Source organism: Mesotoga sp. H07pep.5.4 (genome assembly GCF_003664935.1).
GTDB classification, from domain to species: domain Bacteria; phylum Thermotogota; class Thermotogae; order Petrotogales; family Kosmotogaceae; genus Mesotoga; species Mesotoga prima.
Window position 1 is genome coordinate 132,870 of sequence record NZ_JFHM01000007.1, and the last position, 22,386, is coordinate 155,255.

18 protein-coding genes and 1 tRNA gene are annotated in these 22,386 nt (G+C 45.0%); 15 read left to right on the forward strand and 4 right to left on the reverse strand.

Annotated elements, in window-relative coordinates; all coding sequences use genetic code 11:
* Positions 1-2: 2 nt before the first annotated feature.
* Positions 3-275: a hypothetical protein gene (locus Y696_RS05150; RefSeq protein ID WP_039883013.1), complete on the reverse strand. Its 273-nt coding sequence runs from the start codon at positions 273-275 to the stop codon at positions 3-5.
* Positions 276-831: 556 nt separating this feature from the next.
* Positions 832-2,208 (reverse strand): protein O-GlcNAcase, encoded by a 1,377-nt coding sequence (locus tag Y696_RS05160; RefSeq protein WP_099772187.1) that lies wholly within the window; start codon positions 2,206-2,208, stop codon positions 832-834.
* A gap of 185 nt (positions 2,209-2,393) precedes the next feature.
* Here Y696_RS05160 and Y696_RS05165 point away from each other — a divergent pair, with 185 nt between their 5' ends.
* The 13 genes from Y696_RS05165 to Y696_RS05220 all read left to right on the forward strand — a co-directional run bounded on the left by Y696_RS05165 (position 2,394) and on the right by Y696_RS05220 (position 16,039).
* Positions 2,394-3,230: a DegV family protein gene (locus Y696_RS05165; protein WP_099772188.1), complete on the forward strand. Its 837-nt coding sequence runs from the start codon at positions 2,394-2,396 to the stop codon at positions 3,228-3,230.
* A 66-nt stretch (positions 3,231-3,296) separates the two neighbouring features.
* Positions 3,297-3,524 carry a hypothetical protein gene (locus Y696_RS05170; RefSeq protein WP_257211987.1) on the forward strand — a complete coding sequence of 76 codons (228 nt, stop codon included), beginning with the start codon at positions 3,297-3,299 and terminating at the stop codon, positions 3,522-3,524.
* A gap of 268 nt (positions 3,525-3,792) precedes the next feature.
* Positions 3,793-4,896, forward strand: coding sequence for an aldo/keto reductase (locus Y696_RS05175; RefSeq protein ID WP_099772190.1), 1,104 nt, complete (start codon positions 3,793-3,795; stop codon positions 4,894-4,896).
* A gap of 15 nt (positions 4,897-4,911) precedes the next feature.
* Positions 4,912-5,169 (forward strand): DUF6512 family protein, encoded by a 258-nt coding sequence (locus tag Y696_RS14245; RefSeq protein WP_257211988.1) that lies wholly within the window; start codon positions 4,912-4,914, stop codon positions 5,167-5,169.
* A 26-nt stretch (positions 5,170-5,195) separates the two neighbouring features.
* Complete coding sequence (locus Y696_RS14250; protein WP_257211989.1) at positions 5,196-5,354, forward strand: hypothetical protein; 159 nt, start codon at positions 5,196-5,198, stop codon at positions 5,352-5,354.
* 181 nt (positions 5,355-5,535) lie between these two features.
* Positions 5,536-7,542 (forward strand): urocanate hydratase, encoded by a 2,007-nt coding sequence (locus Y696_RS05185; protein ID WP_409071680.1) that lies wholly within the window; start codon positions 5,536-5,538, stop codon positions 7,540-7,542.
* Positions 7,543-7,546: 4 nt separating this feature from the next.
* Positions 7,547-8,107, forward strand: a complete 561-nt coding sequence (locus Y696_RS05190; RefSeq protein ID WP_121509828.1) for a pyruvate kinase alpha/beta domain-containing protein — start codon at positions 7,547-7,549, stop codon at positions 8,105-8,107.
* 51 nt (positions 8,108-8,158) lie between these two features.
* Positions 8,159-8,234 (forward strand) — tRNA-Ala (locus Y696_RS05195).
* A gap of 357 nt (positions 8,235-8,591) precedes the next feature.
* Entirely contained in the window at positions 8,592-10,700 is a 2,109-nt protein-coding gene (locus tag Y696_RS05200; RefSeq protein WP_259459851.1) for a glycosyltransferase family 4 protein, read from the forward strand.
* Positions 10,701-11,118: 418 nt separating this feature from the next.
* Positions 11,119-12,633 (forward strand): B12-binding domain-containing radical SAM protein, encoded by a 1,515-nt coding sequence (locus tag Y696_RS05205; RefSeq protein ID WP_121509829.1) that lies wholly within the window; start codon positions 11,119-11,121, stop codon positions 12,631-12,633.
* Positions 12,634-12,799: 166 nt separating this feature from the next.
* On the forward strand, positions 12,800-14,059 hold the full coding sequence (locus Y696_RS05210) for a 2-hydroxyacyl-CoA dehydratase subunit D (protein ID WP_121509830.1): 1,260 nt from the start codon (positions 12,800-12,802) through the stop codon (positions 14,057-14,059).
* Positions 14,056-15,774, forward strand: coding sequence for an acyl-CoA dehydratase activase (locus Y696_RS05215; protein WP_121509831.1), 1,719 nt, complete (start codon positions 14,056-14,058; stop codon positions 15,772-15,774). Before Y696_RS05210 ends, Y696_RS05215 begins: the two co-directional genes overlap by 4 nt.
* 76 nt (positions 15,775-15,850) lie before the next feature.
* The gene (locus tag Y696_RS05220) at positions 15,851-16,039 is read left to right on the forward strand and encodes a DUF2188 domain-containing protein (protein WP_121509832.1); all 189 of its coding nucleotides are present in this window, start codon (positions 15,851-15,853) and stop codon (positions 16,037-16,039) included.
* 494 nt (positions 16,040-16,533) lie between these two features.
* On the opposite strand, the gene Y696_RS05225 is transcribed toward Y696_RS05220, so the two are convergent.
* Both Y696_RS05225 and Y696_RS05230 read right to left on the reverse strand, forming a co-directional pair.
* Positions 16,534-16,893, reverse strand: coding sequence for a cupin domain-containing protein (locus Y696_RS05225; protein ID WP_121509833.1), 360 nt, complete (start codon positions 16,891-16,893; stop codon positions 16,534-16,536).
* A gap of 133 nt (positions 16,894-17,026) precedes the next feature.
* Positions 17,027-18,061: a TrkA family potassium uptake protein gene (locus Y696_RS05230; protein WP_259459852.1), complete on the reverse strand. Its 1,035-nt coding sequence runs from the start codon at positions 18,059-18,061 to the stop codon at positions 17,027-17,029.
* A gap of 83 nt (positions 18,062-18,144) precedes the next feature.
* On the opposite strand from Y696_RS05230, the gene Y696_RS05235 reads away from it, so the two are divergent.
* Entirely contained in the window at positions 18,145-20,103 is a 1,959-nt protein-coding gene (locus tag Y696_RS05235) for an ATP-dependent helicase (protein ID WP_121509834.1), read from the forward strand.
* Positions 20,104-20,149: 46 nt separating this feature from the next.
* A complete protein-coding gene (locus Y696_RS05240) occupies positions 20,150-22,297 on the forward strand; it encodes a sodium-translocating pyrophosphatase (RefSeq protein WP_099772198.1) in 2,148 nt (715 codons plus the stop codon).
* Positions 22,298-22,386: the final 89 nt, after the last annotated feature.

A 22,386-nucleotide genomic window follows, 5' to 3' on the forward strand; every position in this document is an offset into this window, starting at 1 on the left:
GTTTATCGATAGCTTACCCTGGCAATACCATCCTTCATGCATGAACCAAAACCGTAGGCCACTGAGCTGGTGTCCATTCCAGGAAGATAAAAAACCGTTATCATTTCGTCAACGTCCTGACCGGAGGTCTCCCACAGTTTGCGGGTAATTTTCTGGAGCTCGGCTTCGCTTACAACTGATTTCTTCAGTTGAATTCTTGCGGTGCGCCTTCTCCAGGCCTTTCCAAAATCCCTCACGGTTACGACTGAATAAGCGTCTTCCAGATTAGACTTCAACTTTAAAGTCTCCCTCCGAATACGATGGAAATATTATACAACATGTTACAAAACAATTCCAACTAGTACAAATAATCTGGTCGGTAATTACTTCTATACAATTCGCATACTAAACTATTCGGCATCGCTTCACTGAACGATGGAAGAGAGGAGTAGCATTCCGAACGAGCTTCATTGCGTAATCGTAAGTAATGCTCTTAGGAACTCCACCAAAACAGCAGCCTTTGTAACAAAAAAAGATTGATGCTATATGGCGCTGAAGGTTCAAGCTTTCTTTGACATTAACAAGAGCTTCGGGAGCTCCCTAGCCGATATTGCTTCTTCAGACGCCGAGAACTTTCTTACAAACGGGGCAGAAATATACCACATTTTTGCTGAACTAAAAGCCTGGTCCCTTTGTTTTGTAGTAAAGCTCTGTGAGCTCTCCCTCGCAATATGGGCACTTCGGCGTCAGGTCGTCTCTTCTTAGCAGATTCATTTCTTTCAGCTCCTTTCAATTCGATCTAACTATCGCATGGCAACTGCAATTCCCAAAACAGTTACCTGGTCTGTAACACTAATCGATTATGAGTTTGAGATAGCCCTTTGTTCTGACGAGAATCTCTTGAACGATTTCTCTGAAGAGAATACCACTCGTAAGCGTTTCGGTCTTTACCAGTTTGCAAAGGGATATTTCGATTTCTCTGCATAGTTTAGTAGTTTCCGAAAGTTCCTCATAGCTCACGGAGCTTGAAAACATTAGATCTCTCATCGCCAAAATCCCAGTTGTTTTCGTCAGAGCGTCTCCCCAAAGAGAGAACTCAAATATCCAGGGTTCGATCTCACGGATCAGATCAGCGGGTAGCCTTTCGTTTAGCGCTTTTTCCGATTCTGAGATCTTTGTTGCTTCGCCCAAAAGGATTTCATAGACCTCAGGCCATCTGTTTTTCGATAAGAGTTTGCTCAAGTTACTTGTGAGTCCTGTAAGTCTCTCGGAGTGGGTAGTGTGTATGGTACTTCGAAGATTGTATTCACAGAAATGGATCATCTCTTCTTCACAACCCGGTGCAATCTCGGAGATTGCTCTCCTCCAGGATGAGTCAGAATCATAGTGATAAGGGTCTAGAAGGAATTCTGATGCCGAGAAAATTGCGATTTTCGAAGCTAAAGGTTGAATCATGGGGTTTAAAACTATACCCTCCGCGTGATTGACAATGTTCGGGTCTCTGCCTTCATAAGGACCTACATGAAGCTCTGGTACCATAGAAGCATCGTTGACAGGATAATTATCCCACAACAGGATCTTCCTTTGGAAGGCATTCTCGGCCAACTCTGCGTTATCTGGACTGAGAACATTAGAGCAAACGTCGGGCCCGGTCCAGAGGATTGAGATACTCCTGTCAAGTTCTCTTCCAAGTGTCTTCATATACTCGGTTGCTTCGCGACCGCAGTACTGAGTGGGACAGATCATAAACCGGGAAAGAGTCTTGAGCTTCTCGTTAATGCTTTTGAAAACTGAATTTGTGAAATATGCCTGTGCCGATGAGAGGGAAGAGAAAGTGTTCCGATCTTTTTCATAAATTAAGGTTTCCGGAATATCATCATAAAAAAGTCCAAAGGAACGGACACCCGCATCTGCCAACCTCATTAGCTTTTCTACCATGGTATTTACATCTGAATTGCTGGAATACGTTATATTCAACCCGGGACTCACCGCAAATACTATCGATATTCCACGGGATTCCGCTTCTTGAACCAGTATAGAGAACTCTTTGAAGAAGTTTTCGTCATATTGCTCACGCCAGCGCTTTCTGTGTAGCTCATCGTCCTTTGGAGCATAGATATACGTGTTGAAACCGTGATCTCCAAGATACTGAATAACTTCTCTTCTCATATCCATTGTCCACGGTTTGCCATAAAAGCCTTCAACTACTCCCCTGATCTCAAAAGCCATAATTGTTTTAGCTCCTCTCGTTCAAACTGCTTTGGCAACCCTTTCTACATTATCATTATTCCCTACCATTGGGGATAGCATCATCAATGTAACGCAAGAATATCCTTTGCGACATCTCGATTTCCACTGGATTTTGTATCTAATGGCAATAATTGTAGAATAGTTTAATGAAGGGGGTGGGTAGAATGAAAATAGGTTTGGTAACTGACAATACATGTAATCTGACTGCCGAAGAGATAAAGGAATACGATGTACGAATCGTTTCTCTGTACATAAACCGAAACGGTAACTATACTAAAGCTACAGAGCTTAATCTCGATGAATACTACGAAGAACTCGCCGCGGCTGCGGAATTGCCCAGGACGTCTCAGCCTTCACCTCAAGATTTCATTCCTGTCTTCAAGGAAGCCTTGGAGACATACGATGCGCTGATTGTGCCGGTGCTGTCTGGAAAGCTGAGCGGAACCAATGTTTCTGCCAACATTGCCGCCAAAGCCTTTGAGAAGCCCATCCATGTCATAGACTCACAGCTTATCGCCGATGGGACGGGAATGCTGGTGAAGAACCTTGGCGACATGATAAACTCTGGTGCCAACCTTGATGAACTAGTGGAATACGGAACGAATTTTCACGAAAAGACTAGAACGTTTTGTTCGACAGATGACTTGAGCTACCTTCAGAAGGGCGGAAGAATTGGAAAGGCGAAGGCACTAATGGGAAATCTTCTCAAGATGAAACCCGTGATTATTGTTGACGAAGGTGAGCTCAAACCCGTGGAAAATGTTAGAGGAAACAAGAAGCTTCTGGATGTTCTTGTGAGCCATGTGCTCAGTGAAATTCCACCTGAGAGATTGCGTAGAGCTAGGGTTCTGACTATATGGAGGAAGGAAGACGGCAAAACTTTAGAAAGGATGCTTCGCGAGAAAGCTCCCGGAGCTGAAGTAGAACTGAGAGTTATCGAAGCAATTATCGGGACTCATCTCGGTCCTCAAGGCATAGGAGTAATCAGTGAAATGAAGTGATAACGGCAGCTGAAGTTCACGATGACAAAATAAGGATACTGCAGAGGGATTTCTAAAGAGATCGGAGTGACTGGAGGAAAAAGAGTTTTGGATGCGCTGGAAAGAATAGAGACAAGGTATGGAAAAGTCTTTGACTTTCTACAAAGCATGTACAGGCTTACAAATGAAGAGAGGCTTACAAAACGGTTCTCTGAGCTTTCCCCGGGTTACGCTCCTGTAGGGAAAATCGTTGAATGGGTAAAGAGTAGCCGTGCAAATCGAAGAATAGGGATAATACTTTCAATAGATTTCTGAGTGTCAAATGGAACTAGCACTCTATTGGGATTGTCGAGAAAACAAAAAGCCCGGAAGATGTCCGGGCAGGGTGGTAGTAGAAGAAGCTTTTCACGATTTATATGACTTAAGGCTACTGAACTTTGTTCATCTATTGAATTCAAATGCGGAAAGCGCTTTGCAGGAATTTCGGCAGTTATTGATTTTACAATGCGTTTCTTTCGAAGTTAAAAGAGAAAGTTTACATCCCGCATACTACCTAGCAAGATTCTCACCGGGGGGTGAAGATATGGAATATCGCAGACTTGGGAAGACTGATCTTGAGGTATCTCTTCTGGGCTTGGGAGGGTTTCATCTTCTCGAGATAGAGCTTGAGACTGTGAAGGAGATCGTCGAAAGATACCTCGAAGCGGGCGGGAATTATTTTGAGACCGCAAGGTCTTACGGTGATGGAGTATCCGAGAGAAAACTCTCTCTAGTTCTACCTAAAGAAGGAATAATAGTTGCTTCAAAGACTGGAGGAAGAGACAGAAAGTCTTCCGAAAGAGATCTTTTGGCCACCTTGAAAGCTCTTGGGAGAGAGCACATAGACATACTCTTTCTCCACGCCGTTACAAAGAATAGCGACTGGGAAGAGATATCCTCCTCAGATGGTGCACTGAGGACTATAGAATGGGCCAAGAGGGAAGGACTTATTAGTTACGTGGGAATAACCAGTCATGGTTATGGTGGAACACTCTTGAGAGCGCTCAAGGAATATCCTTTCGATCTCTTCATGACACAGATGAACTACTATGACAGATTCAATTTCCCTGAGATAGAAACAAAGGTGATACCCTTTGCAGTCTCTAACAACATAGGGATAGTTGCGATGAAACCACTTGCCGACGGCTATTTATGGAAGAGCACTGAAAACGCTTTCAGGTATACTTTGACAGTTCCCGTCTCGTGTATCGTAAGTGGGATAAATTCTATTGAGCAGCTTGAAGAAGATCTTCGCCTCATTGAGAAGGAACCATTTTCTTCTGAAGAACTTGACGAATTGCTTCTAACCGCTCCTGAACTCGGTAACTATGTTTGCAGGCAGTGCATGAAGTGTCTCCCATGTCCACAAGGGATAAATATTCCCGGATTCTTTCTCGCAGAAGGTCGCTATGACAGGCAGATGCTCGACGGAAAAGTAAGGGATGCTGCAGATTATGCCTTGAGGGACAGACTGGCTCACTGGTTTGGAAGTGAAGAGCAGGGTCTTTCAGAGTACAGTACCATGTCTCCCGGCGTAGATAGTTGCTATGATTGCGGTGTATGTAATGAACGGTGCCCGTACGAAATCGACATTCCCAGAAAATTGAGAATCGTCAAATCGAAGTTCACGGAAGGATATATTTGGTAGTGTGTGGAGATGTCGGTGAGAAAGACCAGTTTTCTTAGTTGTGAAGTAGTAGGCTTCTCTTTCGTATTTATTGTCGGTACCTTGCTTCACATGGCCTATGACTGGAGCGGGGACAATACTATAGCAGGTATTTTTACACCAGTAAATGGAACTGTCTGGAAGCACTTGAAAATGGTTTTTACGCCGGGACTGATACACCTTTTTCTAGAACCGCTGTTTTGCAGAGAGGTGCCAACCGCTTCTTTTCTCTTTGGAAAGGCAGTTGGAATCTAGGTATGTGCGTAACAATTCATGGAGGTTTGTATTCCTATTTTCTTGTCATTCACCACGGTCTCATTCTTGATGTACTTCTCATGGTAATGGCAGTTGCGCTGGGGCAGCTAGTGGCGCTCAAGATCTCATCCAGGATTGCTGCAGAGAAGACTGCAGGCATTACTTGTAATGTTGGTCTTGCTTGATGTCACCTTCGTAGTGTTCACCTTTCTGCCGCCCCATTGGGAGCCCTTTAGAGAATCAATAGCGGGAGCTTTCGGGATCTAGCATAGTCGAAAGCAGCTGGTCTTTTGATTACAGGAATAATGACTCATCAGAATAAAAGGAGGTAATGTCTTGCTTTCTTCAGAAGAGATTTTCAAATCTATGGAAATCAAGCTGGAAGATACTTTGCCACCGGATCCAGAATTCAAGCCGGGAATCCGGAGAGCACCGAAGAGAGAACTAAATCTCTCTAAAAAGGAGATAGAGCTTGCTCTAGTGAATGCACTGCGTTACATACCTGTAAGGCTTCATGATAAACTTGCCCCAGAATTCCTAGATGAACTTCTAACGATGGGCAGGATCTACGGATATAGATATAGGCCTCGGGGTGAAATAAAGGGCAGGCCTATCGAAATGTATAAAGGGAAGTGCATTGAAGGTAAAGCATTTCAAGTAATGATAGATAACAATCTTGACTTCGATGTTGCTCTTTACCCTTATGAACTCGTCACTTACGGTGAGACGGGACAGGTCTGTCAGAACTGGATGCAGTACAGGCTTATCAAAAGGTACCTTGAGGAACTGACTGATGATCAAACTCTGGTTGTAATGTCTGGACACCCGCTCGGATTATTCAGTTCAAACAAATCTAGTCCAAGAGTAATCATAACGAACGCCCTTATGGTAGGAATGTTTGATAATCAGGAACAGTGGATAAGGGCACAGGCGCTTGGAGTTGCTAATTATGGCCAGATGACCGCGGGTGGCTGGATGTACATAGGGCCTCAAGGAATTGTCCATGGAACCTTCAACACGATTCTCAATGCAGGAAGACTGAAACTCGGCATTGGTGACGAAGGCGATCTTGCTGGCCATCTCTTTGTCTCATCGGGACTGGGAGGAATGAGCGGAGCTCAGGGAAAGGCTGTAAAGATAGCGGGCGGTGTCGGCATAATTGCCGAAGTTGACCGATCAAGAATCGAGACGCGACTCGAACAGGGATGGGTTGACGAGGTGATCGAAGATCCTTCTGAAGCATTCGCTCTCGCGGTCAAGAAGATGGAAAAAAGAGAAAGCCAAGCTATTGCCTTTCACGGGAACATAGTGGATCTTCTGGAATATGCCGTCGGCAATGATGTTCACATTGAGTTGTTGTCGGATCAAACGTCCTGTCATGCTCCCTATGATGGAGGTTACTGTCCTCAGGGTTTGACTTTCGATGAGAGAACCGAGCTACTGAGAAGTGACAGGAAAAGATTTATAGAACTGGTAGATAAATCACTCGTGAGGCATTTCAGCCTGATTAGAATGCTTGTTGACAAGGGAACCTATTTCTTCGACTACGGTAATTCCTTCATGAAAGCGGTCTTCGATGCCGGTGCAAAAGAAATTGCGAAGAATGGAACGGATACTTCGGAAGGATTCATTTTTCCCTCTTATGTAGAAGATATAATGGGTCCAATGCTTTTCGATTTCGGGTACGGACCGTTCAGATGGGTGTGCCTGAGCGGCAAAAAGGAGGACTTGTTGAAAACCGATGCCGCAGCAATGAGTCTTATTGATCCAGATCGACGAGGCCAGGACAGGGACAATTACATCTGGATTAGGGACGCCGATAAGAACCGGCTTGTAGTTGGCACGCAGGCGAGAATACTTTATCAGGATGCTGCTGGAAGACGCGATATCGCTCTGAAATTCAACGAGATGGTGAGATGCGGAGAGATAGGGCCGGTAATGATTGGGAGAGATCATCACGACACCGGCGGTACCGATTCGCCTTTCAGGGAGACATCGAATATAAAAGATGGAAGCAATATTATGGCAGACATGGCAACCCAGTGCTTCGCTGGCAATGCTGGAAGAGGCATGAGCATGGTCTCGCTCCACAACGGTGGAGGCGTTGGAATAGGCAAGGCAATAAACGGTGGCTTTGGTCTTGTACTGGATGGAAGCGAGAGAGTGGATGCGATTATCAGAACATCAATATCTTGGGACGTCATGAGTGGTGTGGCCAGAAGAGCCTGGGCGAGAAACGAAAACGCCCTGTCCGTTGCATCTGAATTCAACAGGCAAAAGAGGGGGAGCGAGCAGATAACGCTTCCTTATCTGGTGGATGAAGGAATCATCAGCAAAGCGATTAAAGAAGCTGAAATCGAAAAGGAGAAATGAAGCAATGACGATATACTTTTCAAAGAGTGACGAAGAAACAACTAAAACACTCCTTGAGAGAATATTTGAAAGGGCCGAGGAGAAGAAGATCGATAAAGTGATCTTGCCTTCTACGAGTGGTGCAGTTGCAAGAATGGCTTTTGATCTTGTCCCTGATTCAGTCCGGTTGATAATCGTCACTCATAGTGTTGGCTTTCGAGAACCAGATGAAGATGAATTCGACCCTAAAGTTAGGAAGCTCTATTCTGGAAGTCGACATTCACTACTTACAGTGACCCATCTCTTCAGAGGAATAGAAGTAGCTTTTGCCAAAGCGAATGGCGGCATGTATCCTTTACAGATTTTCGCGACAGCCCTGCGCCTCTTTGGCCAGGGAACGAAAGTAGCCGTTGAGATAGCCATAATGGCAGCCGATGCAGGAATTGTAAGAACTGATCAGTGGGTGATTTCGGCAGGCGGAACAAACCACGGGATAGATACTGCTTTTGTCCTAAAGCCATGTCATTCAACTGATTTGAGTATCTTCAAATTCGGGGAGCTAATAGGTATTCCGTCTAGTCTCTAATCTGCATATGATTGAATTCCTTGTTGATTCAGGCTATAATCAATTTTATGTGGGGCCGTAGCACAGCTGGGAGCGCGCCGCCTTCGCAAGGCGGAGGCCGGGGGTTCGAATCCCCTCGGCTCCACCAGGGGGAGTTATCTCCCCTTTTTTGTTTCTGTTTGGATCAATTACTCTCTATTTTTTTGCTTCAACTGTTTTAAATGCCTTCAAAGGATGAATTATCATGTGAGAAAACTCTACTTATCGGGAAAGATTGATTCATCAAATATTCTTTGTCTCCCCTCGATCTTCTAAAGATCCTTTACCAGTTGTTGCACAGCATGAAAGTAATTTGAAAAGATTGCTGCTGGCCGATTTCTATAGTAAGCGTGCTCTATAATCACAATGCACTGCGGACTAGACTGTTTTTAGAGACTGGATTAGAGTGTATCTTCACTTCAGTGGAAGAGACTCTAACTGATATCATCGTTGTTGAGGTGAGAAGGTGCAAGATAAAGAATCGAGACTGTTCGAAAATGTCCGGAACATCGCAGATAGGGTGGAGAAATCTGTACTTGCCTTCGAAGACGCCTGTGAGAAAGTTCGTGACGGTGTTGTCATTAACGATGATTTCTCGGCTTCTCAGCACTTGATCTCTCAGCTTAACGAACCCAAGAAGCTTGAGAAATTATCTCTTCGTCAAAGCAATCTAGTAAGAATTCTTTCTGCAATCAGGATGGGTGAGGTTCTTAGCTATGAGGCATTAGAAGCAAAGCTTAGGGGGTGGGAGAATGACATTCTTTTGTCCACATCGTTGTTCAGAGGAGTACAACGTAGTGGAAGAAAACTTGCATTTAAAGATTTGCTGACTGTTATTGGAAAGTCCGAAGAGATCGATTCACTTCTCTCAAGAGTAATCCGCTATGATTCTTCCGATCTAGTTGCTGCAAAAAAGCATGCTTCAGTCCTTCTCGAGTCAGCGGTACTTGACGGAAGAGATGGCTTCGATCCGGAAACCCTGCTAGATCTATGGAAAGAGAATGAAAAGGTCCGCCCTCTTCTGCTCTTGCTATCAGGTGAGAGAAGACCGTTAATTAGGGAAATGATAGGTAAGTCTTTCGGAGATGATCTTTCACTTCACCTCGGTATTATCTTGAAAGCGGTGAGGTATGGAATCAATCTTCCCGATAATCACCCGGTCTTAACTGCTGATCCTTGTTTAAGAAAGATTTACTCTTTGCTTATAGATCTGAGAGATCAGATTCGTGTGAACTCAGTTCTTGTTCAGTTCAGTTTCTATGGTGATCCTCTGAAGACAGGAAAGGGTTCCAGTGGTGGAATGGGAACGTTTCTCAGAACACTCGGAAATGAACTGACTCAGAACTTACCGGGTGTTGTTACAATCGTTCCACTCGAAATGAGGGAAATATCGAGAATCGACCGATTGTGGAGAACGGAAAGAGAACATCACTACTTCATGTACGTTCCTTTTCTAGATTTCGAAAAGATGATTACGAACAACTTTCTTAAAGATAGAACTACTGTAATTTCGAACGTTACAGACGTACTTTCAATTGCGGGAATTAGCCCGGGACAATTTCATTTGAGGTTTTCGGATTTCGCTTCTCAAGCGATGCTCGATCTATCGAAAAAGACTGGGGTCCGGTCCTTTTTTACGGTAACACCCGATCCCCAGCGGCGCTTCGTAGATCAGAAAGGGTCTCTTATCAAACTGGATGCTGTTGATGCACTAAGAGAGACTTCAAAAGTCGAAGTATCGTGGAAGATGCTTAGGGACTGCGACAGGCTTTTCGGAATAGGAAGTGAGGAGAGCAGGAATCAGCTACTTGCATACTATCCGCCACTTCTCGACGAAAGTATCTCAAAGAAACTCACGATGATGCCGGAAGGTATATCATTACGGAATGAGTGCCCGATTTTTGTGAATGGGCCTCTCTATTCGATGCTATTCGAGAAAGATAAGGAATTCTACCTCGAAAGATCTTTCAGAAGCAATCCTCTGCTTCTTACGGTTGGAAGACTTGATCCTGCAAAGGGCCAGGTGAAACTACTAAAGGCCTGGGGAAACTCTGGTCTCTGGAATTCGTTTAATTTAGTTATAGTCGGGGGAGATCTGGATCATCCAAATAGAATCGAAGCAAACGAACTTGAGGAGATCAGAAAATACGTGAGACAAAACAAAGAACTCCACGGGAGATTCTGCCACTTACCTGCGATGAACAACGATGAGATTAGATGTCTTGAAAATAGTATTTCGCGAGTAAAAGCCACTCCGTGGCCTCCGACGTATGTTGCTCCTTCCTTCAAAGAGGAGTTTGGAATAGCCATACTTGAAGCCATGGCTGCAGGCTTTGTGGCTATCGCGCCAAAGCGCGGGGGAGTGAAGAGTTATATACGTGACGGATACAATGGTTTTCTCATTGATACAACCGACGAGGCTTCGATCGAAAAGGAGCTAAGGAGACTGCTGATAGATGCAAGACCCTCCGCAAGAAGAATGAAGATGATTGCCGAGAACGGGAGCAAAACTATTTATAGGAGGTACTCCATCTCCGTAGTGGCAAAGCAGTTTTCATCTTATTATTCTTCTTGAAGGGGTTTTCCAACTGGTTTGTGTAAGAAGGTAATTGATGTATAAGAGTAACTTCATTTTCAAGTAAACAGACACTGTCTTCAGTGGTAGGTAACTTTATCAGAAGATCTTGAGTCTAGTTGAGAAGACCTTGTGTTGGCAAGACAGGATGGACCGATGGACTTTTAAGATTGGCGCTGTGTGATAGAATTATTTATGAAGGACTGCGGGATAAACCAGGTTTCGGTCACCAACAGATTACTACTCTTTCCAACGTTAGCAAATCTTTGTCTTAGAAAGACGTTTAGTGAACGAAGCCGGTTAACTCAGCAGAAAAAAAATCAGCGACTCGTTGGGCGATAATTTTTCCTGCAGGAATCGATTTACAAAGAAATAATTTTCAGAGTGTTGAGCATCGTTAGAGAAAGGAAGTGGAGATATGAGAGTTTTGATGGTTTATCCAGAGTATCCAGAGACGTTCTGGAGTTTCAAACATGCCTTGAAATTCGTCTCCAAAAAGGCTGCATATCCACCGCTGGGGCTCATGACCGTTGCCGCTATGTTGCCTAAAGAATGGGAGAAGAAACTTATCGATATGAACACAGATACTCTATGCGATGAAGATATAGAGAAATCGGATTACGTAATGATTAGCTCAATGGATATTCAGTTCGACTCGGCAAAGAAGGTTATTCAGAAGTGTAAAGATTTAGGCGTCAAGACTATAGCGGGCGGGCCGCTTTTTACAACAAGACCCGAGGAGTTCAGTGAGGTCGATCACCTTGTCCTCGGCGAAGCAGAGAAGACTTTGGAGCCATTTCTCCTTGATTTGGAGAAACGGCAGGCCAAGCACATCTACAAATCCGATGATTTTCCGGATATTGAAAGTAGTCCCATTCCAGACTGGAGTCTTTTGGACATGAGAAAGTACTCTTCAATGAACATCCAGTACTCTAGAGGCTGCCCTTACAACTGTGAGTTCTGTGACATCGTTCTGCTCAACGGGCACATTCCCAGGACAAAGAGCGCTGAAAAGCTTGTCGCTGAAATGGAAGCTTTATATAAAGCCGGCTGGCGTGGAGGAGTATTCATAGTTGACGATAACTTCATCGGCAATAAGGTAAAACTGAAGAGAGAGATTCTTCCAGCCATTGCAGAATGGATGAAAAAAAGGAACTATCCGTTCGTGCTGAATACAGAAACCTCAATCGATCTTTCAGATGACGACGAACTCATGAGACTCATGGTAGATGCAAGTTTTGGAACCGTATTCGTTGGGATAGAGACTACCGAAGAGGAAAGTCTAGTTGAGTGCGGTAAGTTCCAGAATCGAAACAGGGACTTGCTTTCATCTGTGAGAAAGATGCAGGAGTTCGGACTTCAGGTTCAGGGAGGATTCATTGTGGGTTTCGATCATGACAAACCCTCGGTATTTAGCAACATGATCGATTTCATTCAGAAGAGCGGTATAGTGACGGCGATGGTCGGTGTTCTTACTGCACCAACGGGAACGAGACTTTTCCAGAGACTGAAAAAAGAAAACAGGATCGTATCGGAGTTCTCCGGCAACAACACCAGCACTATGACTAACATAGTTCCCAAGATGGGAATGAAGAATCTGGTAGACGGATACTACAGAATTCTCAAGAGCATCTACGCGCCGAAGCCTTACACCCAGAGAGTAATTACCTTTCTTAAGAACTACAAACCTAATTCAGTTAAACACGTTAGGCCTTTCACCGATAGTATCAAGGCTTTTTTGAAGTCCCTATGGGTACTTGGAATTAAGGATAAAGGCAGAATGAACTACTGGTCGTTGCTCTTGTGGACGATTTTCTTCAAGCCGTCGCTTTTCCCTTTGTCAGTCGAATTTGCAATATACGGCTATCACTTCAGAAAGTCCCTTTCATTTGGGTTGCAAGCGGAAAACGAAGCTCAACCGCCGAGCAGTTAGAAGGGATTCTTGTCAGGCTGGTACTGGCAGCGGAAAGAGTAATTATGATGAACGATAAACTCTCTGTTCTCAAGAGGTTATAATTGAATCTCTTCTAACATTCCTGACTAAATAAGGATAATGGTGGTGTCAGCGATTTTCGATGGCGGGAGTGAGGGCATAGTTAATGTCAAGAAAGAGTGTTAGATTCGGGAGCTTTCTCAGAAATCACATAGATGACAGAGATAGGTTCAAGAAATGGCTTCAGCTCGGCATGGCATTTGAGAACTTCAGAAGAAAGCATTTTCCAGACAGAGATCGACCGCGATTTGTCAATACGGTCAATCATTTGGCTCTGGAAGAGGTCTATCATGCAGTGAAGGGTGAGAAGACCGCGTGGGTAAATCTGATGAACCCTTCAGAACTACTTCTTTCGGGGGGGCTTAGACCCGTTTCGGCCGAAGGCATTTCAGGCGCACTTTCGTCTATGCATCTTGAGGACACGGCAATCTCTGTTTCTTCGCAGGCTGGAATAAGCGACTCTCTGTGCACTTTTCATAGGGCTTCTCTCGGTGTTTCTTTGAGAAAGCTACTTCCTCCGCCGAAACTGGTGATGACCACAAGCATTCTATGCGACGGAAACCTCCCGACCTTCAAAAGAATAGCTGGAGAGTATGACGTGCCTTTTATTTTGATCGATGTGCCCAGAGGTCGGAAGCAGGAAGCGGTAGGGTACGTCGTGTCTCAACTGAAAGATGTAATTGTCACAATTCAAGAGATCACCGGGAAGCCTTTCAAGATGGATGAGTTGTCGTTGAGATTATCTTATGAAAGAGAACTGATAAATAACCTCGAAAAGGCTAGGCTCAGAGCGCACGGCTCGTATCTTCCTCAGCATCTCTACGAACATATGAACTCGCTGTATGTCCTTCATACTCTTGCCGGTGATCCTCGAATTGCATTGGGCTCCAGAAACATCGCGGAGAGCCTTAAAGTAATCCCCGAAAACGCAAAGAGGATACTATGGCTACACATACCACCTTATTACGACAATGAGTTATTCGAGTTATTTTCACCTAATAGTGAAAATCTAGTTGTAGGTAACGAACTTATGTGGGACTGGATATATCCAGTAGATCCCGACCGACCGCTAGAAAGCCTTGCAAAAAAGCTTGTTTTCAATCCGCTTTGCGGTAGCGTCGTTGATCGGGGCGAGTTCTGTTTGGGCCTCGCCAGAGATTTCAATGTCGATGGGGTTATTCACTTCTCTCATTGGGGTTGCAGGCAGTCTTCCGGAGGCGTGCCTTTCCTCAAGAGGTTGTTTGAAAGTGAGAAGATTCCATTTCTAGAGTTAACGGGAGACTGTGTCGATCATTCATCACAAGGTGCGGGGCAGCTTCGAACAAGAGTGGAAGCCTTCCTCGAAATACTGGAGAACAGAAGATGATCTACTACACATGTAGCTATTTACCTTTGGAAGTACTTATGGGTAGTGATATTGCTTTCCAGAGGCTGATGACATCTTCTCCGACCTTAAGTCATGAACTGGGATGCAACCTTTGCGGATATGCAAAGACAGTCTATCAGAAGGGCATGGAGCTTGACTCGAATGATTGTCTCTTGATAGTCGATTCCTGCGATGCAATGCGTAGAGTTGGAGACCTTCTCGATGAACTCTCCTTGGCAAACGTATTCATCCTCAGATTACCCTGGAAAAGGGATAGAGAAGCAGTAAGATTCTTGGCAGCCGAGATTCAAAGGTTAGTTTACTTCCTCGAGAGCTCAGGTATTTCCACCGATCTTCGAGAAGGCATTCGTAGATTCAACGAACTTGTCGATTTTGTGCAAGCGAATGAAAAGAGATTGGCAGCAGAAGACCTTACGAACCTATATTTTCAGGCACTTAATGGCATGCAGGCAACTTACACTTCGAAATACGGAGCAACTGCAGGCAAGAGCCGGCTTGCAATAACCGGCGGGATGACTGACATTGGAGCTTTAGATGCAGCAGTTGAAAAGACGGGAGGCATGATCGTTGCTAACGACACCTGTTTGGGAGGTAGACCATTTTCAGAGAGAACTCAAGAGAAACCCGATCCGCTTCATGCAGTTGCAGAGAGACTTCTTAAGTGGAGATCGCCGTGCGCTCGATTCTCGGAAGGAGAATTTCTTTCAAATGGGGAAGTTGATGCGACGGTCTTTGTGGCTCCGAAGTTCTGTGATTTCTATGATTTTGTGCGTCCTACGGATGACAAAAGTGTCTACAGAATAGAACTTGATTATCCTATCAATTCCCAAGGGCAGTTGTCAACGAGAATAGGAGCATTAATGGAGAAGAATAGCGTAAGATCAGTGTCACCTTCCAAGGAGGGAATGAAGATGCTTTTTGCCGGGGTTGATTCCGGTTCTACCACGACTAACGGAGTTCTGATAGACAAAGAAGGAAGAATCATTTTCTCGAAGACATTGAAGACCGGTGTAAGAGCTTCAAATACGGCCGAAGCTCTAATTGCGGAGATGACTGAAGTGGCTTCGAAGGAAGGCAAACGCATAGGAAAATGTGTTTCCACTGGTTACGGAAGGTTGCTGGTTTCATCTGCAAGTGACAGGATTACGGAAATCTCATGCCACGCCAGGGGAGTCTTCGCACTCTTTCCAGAGGCAAGGGGGATAATCGACATCGGTGGTCAGGACAGCAAGGTAATTCGACTATCCCCGGATGGTAATGTCGATGACTTCGCCATGAATGACAAATGCGCAGCTGGAACGGGAAGGTTTCTGGAAGTTACGGCGTCTGCACTTGAACTTGAAATAGATGAGATGGCCCTTATGGCTAGGAAACGGAATAAAGATGTTTCTATAAGTTCTGTCTGCACAGTTTTCGCAGAGTCCGAAGTCGTTTCCTTGATCGGAATGGGAGAGAGGATAGAGAACATCTCGTCTGGTCTGTTTAGGGCCATTGCCAAGAGAGTTGGAGCAATGTATTCGAGACTTGGATCTCCCGTTCCCCTTGTTTTCACCGGGGGCGTCGCGAGAAACTCTGGAGTTGTTGATGCTTTGAAGGAACTTTTCGGAACAGAGATCATAGTTCCTGAAGCTCCGGAGATAGTAGGGGCCTTTGGAGCTGCGCTGATCGCAAGAGACTCGGTTGTTGAAGATTAGCTTTGATGAGCTTGTGAGCTTCACTCAATACTGCTTCTTCATAAAACTTGGGAAGTGTGTTAATGGATTTTGATGATTGACTGAAGAAAGTTCCAGAGATCAGAGAAGGTTTATTGAGGATATTTCTCATGTGAAACCCCACGAGGACAAATGGCTAGTCGACCATGAAAGTGAAGCGAAGGTGATTCGTTTGTTCGAAGAGAAGGTCGATGCAGTTAAGGCGGCCTCAGAGATGGCCAGGAACACCCCGATAGAAGACTTGTGATTCAAGAATCAAATGGAAACGTGGAAAAACAAAACCGTGTGAATTGATAAGTCTCTTCAAGAATGCTTTGGGGCTACGAGAGCGTTTATTCCTGTGGCACTTCATAATAGATTGTCCAGACACTGAAAGATTTCGTAACATCTGTTGTTTTGGAAGAAAGAAGTAAACTGCGCTATGAGGCCACGCTATCTTGTCAAAGCAAAGTTCAATCTATTTGAAAAACGAGTATGGAAGTCCAGGAGTCAACAGAACCAAGCAGTCTCAAGATGCCAGGCGTTAATCTTAGAACACCAAAACATTACCTGAACAACTAAACAAGATCATATCTTGCCTGGTTGGAATTACAAATGCGTCTCAGAGGAAAATAGACCCGTGGGTGGAAGCGATGAGTAAAAACGAGATAAGAGTAGTCGTTTTATACTCCATGAGATCTCTTAAACAAAGCGGTTTTCACTTCTGCCCTAATAGGTTTCAATGGAACATTTGCAACTGAGTCACCTTTTATCTATTTTGAATACCCACTGTGCAAAGACTCCTGATTCAACGATCACAGTATGTGCTACGCCGGCTGGAATGAGAAGAGATTCGCCAATTTGAAGCGTATGTTCTTCATCCACTATCATTTCGTCGCTTCTGTACTCTCCTTCAGAAATCTCATCCGCCTTGCCTGTGAGTTCACCGGTCTTGACCTTTGCCTTTCCCGAGATTACAACATAAAGATCGTGCTGATTCCTGTGTGCTTCTGGTCTTCCTGAAAACGGAGCTTTGATTTCTACTGCCTTTGCCGAGAAGCCAGCCACTCTTTGCGCGAAATCAAGACTGTTTGCCGAGTATTTGATCGCCTTTTCTGCCATCTTAGTCCTCCTTTTAATATCAAACATAATTATGGTCGTTGAACACTATTGGTTATTAATTTCCAAACTGTCCTGCTACAGACGTCGAAAGATAGTTTCCCTCTCAGATAAGTGGGATGAACGAGTTGCTCTCTTAAGGCTGGACGTTCAAATTGCCGCCGAGCAAGCTCTGAAGTTTTTCAACCTGCTCATGCTCACCAAGTACCATGAGACTGTCTCCTGGCTTTACAATAGTTGACGCGCTTGGGTTGAATTTGTTCACACCGTCGCAGACCGTTGCGATCACAATCAACCCAATCCTTTGAGGAATTTTCAAAGCTTCCAGCGTCATGCCCTCTGCTCTGAAATTGCCTGGCACTTTCACTTCTTCGAAGCGAAGCTGAAGCGAACCCGACTGAGATATACTGTCAAGAAAGCCGATTACAGTTGGATTAAGCATCATCGTAACCATTCGATGCGCACCGATTTCTTGAATGGGAATCACTTTATCGGCCCCGGCATAGTTCAGCTTGTTGATGTTCTCGCGATGGGCAACTTTTGAGATTATCTTCATGCTCTTGTTCATTCCCCTGGCGGTGAGAACAACAAAAATGTTGTCCACGTCGTCCGGTAAACATGACATCAAACCTTGAGCCTTCTCTACTCCCGCGCTTTTTAGCGTTTCTTCTTCAGTGGCGTCTCCAGAAACATAGATCAGCTTTCCTCCCTCTCTTGCAGTCAAATCTTTGAGCCTCTCTTCGCTCTTCTCAACAATCACCACATCGTTATTTCTCTTTGACATCTCTTGAGCGATAGTCGACCCCAGATCACCACCGCCGATTACTATAAAATGATTCTCAAGCTTCTCTATGGTTTTCAAAATTCTTCTCCTCCTGATCATTTTGTTTACCCTACCTTCAACGAGAAAGGCAGTTATGTTGGATACAGCGTAAACAACTATGGTGATGCTGGCAAGAACCGCTAAGCTCGTAAAGATTTTTCCTGCCTGAGAAAGTTCGGTAATCGTCCCATAACCGACAGTAGAGATCGTTATCATTATCATAAATATTGAATCGATCGGACTGTACCCTTCGATTATCGAGTACCCGATAATTCCAATCAGAAACACTGCTGCCAGTAGAATGAGAGAGACTACGATCTGTTTTGCACCGCCGGTTTCGTTCGTCATGATTTCCTCCAGGTGGAAAGAGTCAAAGTGAAGCCACTTCGCCCTTATGGTAAAATCTTATCAGAAGGGGGCCGCTGTCGTCGATGAAGAAATATACTCTCAAAAGTTCAGAAATTCCCGGATTTTTAACTGAAGGACTTGACGAAGAGCAGTTGAAGGCTGTCATTGAATCAAGCGGCCGTTCTTTAATAGTTGCGGGACCGGGTTCTGGAAAGACAAGAGTGATAACTTACAAAATCGCTCATCTTGTCTCAAATTCAATAAACCCGCAAAACATTCTTCTGGTGACTTTTACCAGGGCGGCTTCCAGAGAAATGATCGATCGCGCAAGACGTGTTAGTGGATCGAATCTTAAGGGAATGCTTTCGGGTACTTTTCACCATGTCTGCAATTATTTCTTGAGAAAGTATGCTAAGGCCGCTGGCTTGGCGGAAAACTTCACGATTCTTGACAGAGAAGATGCCAAAGACCTCATAAAACACTGTAGAACAGAATTACTGGAAGAGAGAAAGGGTATCAACAGTTCGACTCTTCCCTCAGCGGGCGTGCTGCAGAGCATCTACTCGTATTCGGTTAACGTTCTTTCATCTCTCAGAGAGTCTACGGTGAGAAAGAACAGGAAGTTTCTCGGTTCTTATGATGAGATTGAAGAGATCTGGAAACGGTACGTTCAGGAGAAGACTGTACAGAACTGTGTCGACTACGACGATCTTCTCCTCAAAGCACTCAAGCTCTTCAACGACAATCCATCGATCTTGAACAAAGAGGCCGAGAGGTTCAGATGGGTTCTAGTCGATGAGTTTCAAGATACGAACGTTCTTCAGTTCAGACTCGTTGAAATGCTTTCCTCGGTCCATGGGAACCTTATTGTCGTAGGTGATGACGCTCAGTCCATCTACTCTTTCCGTGGAGCAAGGTTTGAGAATGTCTATGATTTTCTTTCGGCTAAAGATGCCAGGATCTACAAGATACAGACGAACTACCGTTCAACTCCTCAAATAGTCGAACTGATAAATTCGATAGTTCCTCAGGATTCAATTGAAAAACAGCTGAGAGCCGTTCGTATGAATGGGCCGATCCCGGTTGTTGCCGAGACCTGGGACAATCTTGAGGAGGCATCTTTCGTTGCCCAGAGAATTCAAGAACATATAGATGACGGGGTAGATCCCGAAAACATCGCCGTCCTGTATCGTTCGCACTATCACTCCCTTGAGCTACAGATGGAGATGGACAAGCGAAAAATGAATTTCACTCTCTACTCGGGTCCCAGATTTACAGAGACGGCCCACGTGAAGGATATTCTCGCGTTGCTCAAAGTAATAGAGAATCCTCTTGATCAAGTTTCCTGGGGTAGGATTTTGAGGCTATTTCCCGGCGTGGGAAATGCGACCTCCCTCAGGATAATTCAGGGTATCTCAGCAGCTGCCAACGACGGTCACAGAGCTGAGGAGGTAGTAAACTCCCATGTGAGCAAACGAATAAAACTCGATAAACTCGTGAGTATTTTGGGTGCAACGAATGAAGAGGAGCCTCCAACGGAAATCGTTAGAAGGTTTTATGCCGATTTTTACGGTGACTATCTCGACGAGAAGTTTCCGGATGCTAGAGAGAGAAGAATGGATGTTGAAAGACTTATAGAGATCGCGGGCCGCTACATTTCCATATCCGATCTGCTTGAGGATCTGGCTGTCAGCGAAAAGATAGACATTGAGCGCGAGTCGGCTGAAAAACAGCCGTCGGTTGTACTTTCCACTGTGCATCAGGCGAAGGGTCTTGAATGGGAGGTCGTGTTTATTCTAGCGGCCAATCCCGGCGATTTCCCAAATTCAATGGCAATATTAGAAGGTTCTCTCAGCGAAGAAGAACGAATATTCTATGTTGCCGTTACTAGGGCGAAAGATTATCTTTACATACTCAGGCAGAAGGGCGGGAGATCGAGACCTATGATAGGGAACAGATACGTCTTTAGAAGCGGGCATGATTTCGTAGAGAAGCTCCCTAAAAACTGCTTCGAAAGATGGGATGTCAGCTGGGATTCCTAATGGAGACAATTGTTCCAATATAGTAGCAAAGTAGGAGGGAGAAGAAATGAACTCACTGTACTTACCACTTTTAGCAGGGATCATATCTACCATCTTTGCTTTCGTCATGTTGCGGAGAACTCTTGGGTTTTCGCAGGGTAACGACAGGATGAAAGAGCTATCTAAGTACGTTCAAGAAGGTGCCTCTGCTTTTTTGGAGGAAGAAGCAAAAAAGATATTCCTTGTTGCGGTAATTCTTGCAGCCGTTCTGGGAATAATCTTTCAGTCTTTCAAGTACCCGATTGTCCTTCTCTTTGGAGCCCTTGTTTCTGAGGCCGCAGGAGTAATCGGAATGTATGCGGCCACGAGAGCGAATGCAAGGGTAGCAGCCGGGGCAGAGAGCGGATTGTCAAGTGCTTTCAAAGTTGCTTTTTCAAGCGGATCCGTTATGGGGCTCGCCGTCGCCGGTTTCTCCTTAACGGGTTTGGCAGTTGTAATGCTGGTTTTTAAGAGCTCCTTTGTTTTTGAAGGCATTACCGATCTTTCGAAAGCCTTCGGAAGGATCTCTTACATAGACGGTGTAATGATACTCAGCTCTTATTCACTCGGAGCCAGTCTCATTGCGCTGTTCGACAGGGTAGGCGGAGGTATGTACACTAAGGCGGCTGACATGAGTGCCGACCTTGTGGGAAAGATCGAAGAGCATATCGAAGAGGACGACCCAAGAAATCCCGCAACAATAGCCGATAACGTAGGTGACAACGTTGGCGACGTTGCAGGTTTGGGGGCGGACATTCTCGAGTCTTATGTGGCTTCGATCGTCTCTGCAATAGTTCTTGCTATTTTCATGAAGTTTGCTGATCATGGAACTATGACCGAGTCCCAATATTATGGGCTGATATTGCTTCCGGTCCTGATAGCCGGCGCCGGTGTTCTTTCTTCACTGATTGGTGTTCTTGTAGTTGCAAGCTTGAAGTCTAAGGATGCCCGCAAGAGTCTCAGTTTTGGGAATCTATTTACCGGCGGTCTTGTCCTGGCATCGGTAGCGATAGTTATAGGGATCGCAGCGCCCGATTATCCATTCAAAGATGCATTCTTAATCAATCCCGAATTCGTTTCACGGTGGAGACTTTTCTTTGCAATTGCTTCCGGCTTGATTGCAGGAATAATCATCTCAAAGCTCAGCGAGTATTACACGTCCGATGACTACAAACCTACAAGAAAACTCGCGAAAGACACTCAAAGTGGAGTCGCGATAAACATCACCGGCGGTCTCGCTCTTGGAATGGGCAGCACTCTATGGCCAGTGATAACCTTAGCTATTGCCATACTTGCGGCATATTTGTCTGCAGGGGTCTACGGAATAGCCATAGCGGCCCTTGGAATGCTTTCCTTTGTCGGATATATCGTTTCTGTTGACTCTTACGGCCCAGTTGCGGACAACGCGGGCGGTATTGCTCAGATGGCAAATCTGGATCCGAAGGTAAGGAAGCTCACAGACCGACTAGATTCTGTAGGCAACACTACTGCAGCCATAGGGAAGGGCTTTGCAATAGGCTCTGCAGCTTTTGCTGCTCTTTCACTAATAGTATCTTACATATGGGGTTCGGCTGGGACAGCGGAAGAAATCATAAACAATCCAGTAATTAATCTGGTAGAGCCCTATACACTTATCGGAATTCTTTTAGGAGGAATGCTTCCCTTCTTCTTCACGTCACTTTTGATCAAGGGAGTGGCCGATACAGCAAATCTAATGATAGTTGAGATTAGAAGGCAGTTCAAGGAAACTCCTGGGATCAGGACTGGAGAAGCTGTGCCTGACTACAGGAGATGCATTGAAATTACGACAAAGGGTGCGGTTAGCAGAATGCTTACTCCCGGAGTTGTGGCGATCGCCTCACCGTTCATTGTTGGATTCCTTTTTGGTAGGTCGGCAGTTGCCGGTTTGCTGGTTGGCGGACTCTCCAGCGCAATCATGATAGCTATATTCAGTGCAAACTCCGGAGGAGCCTGGGACAATGCGAAGAAATTCATTGAAACCGGTGAGTATGGAGGAAAGGGTACGCCGACTCACGAAGCTGCAGTCGTAGGAGATACAGTGGGAGATCCGCTGAAGGACACCGTTGGTCCTTCTATGGATATTCTTATCAAGTTGATGTCTGTAGTTTCTCTGGTCTTTGGCTCTCTCTTCCCGGTAACACCATTCTTTATGTAAAATAGTTATATGGTTGGCGCGGTCTTCAAGACCGCGCTTTTTTCTTCTTGAAGTACCTCTGTCAAAGTTGCAATACCTCGTGTTAGAAT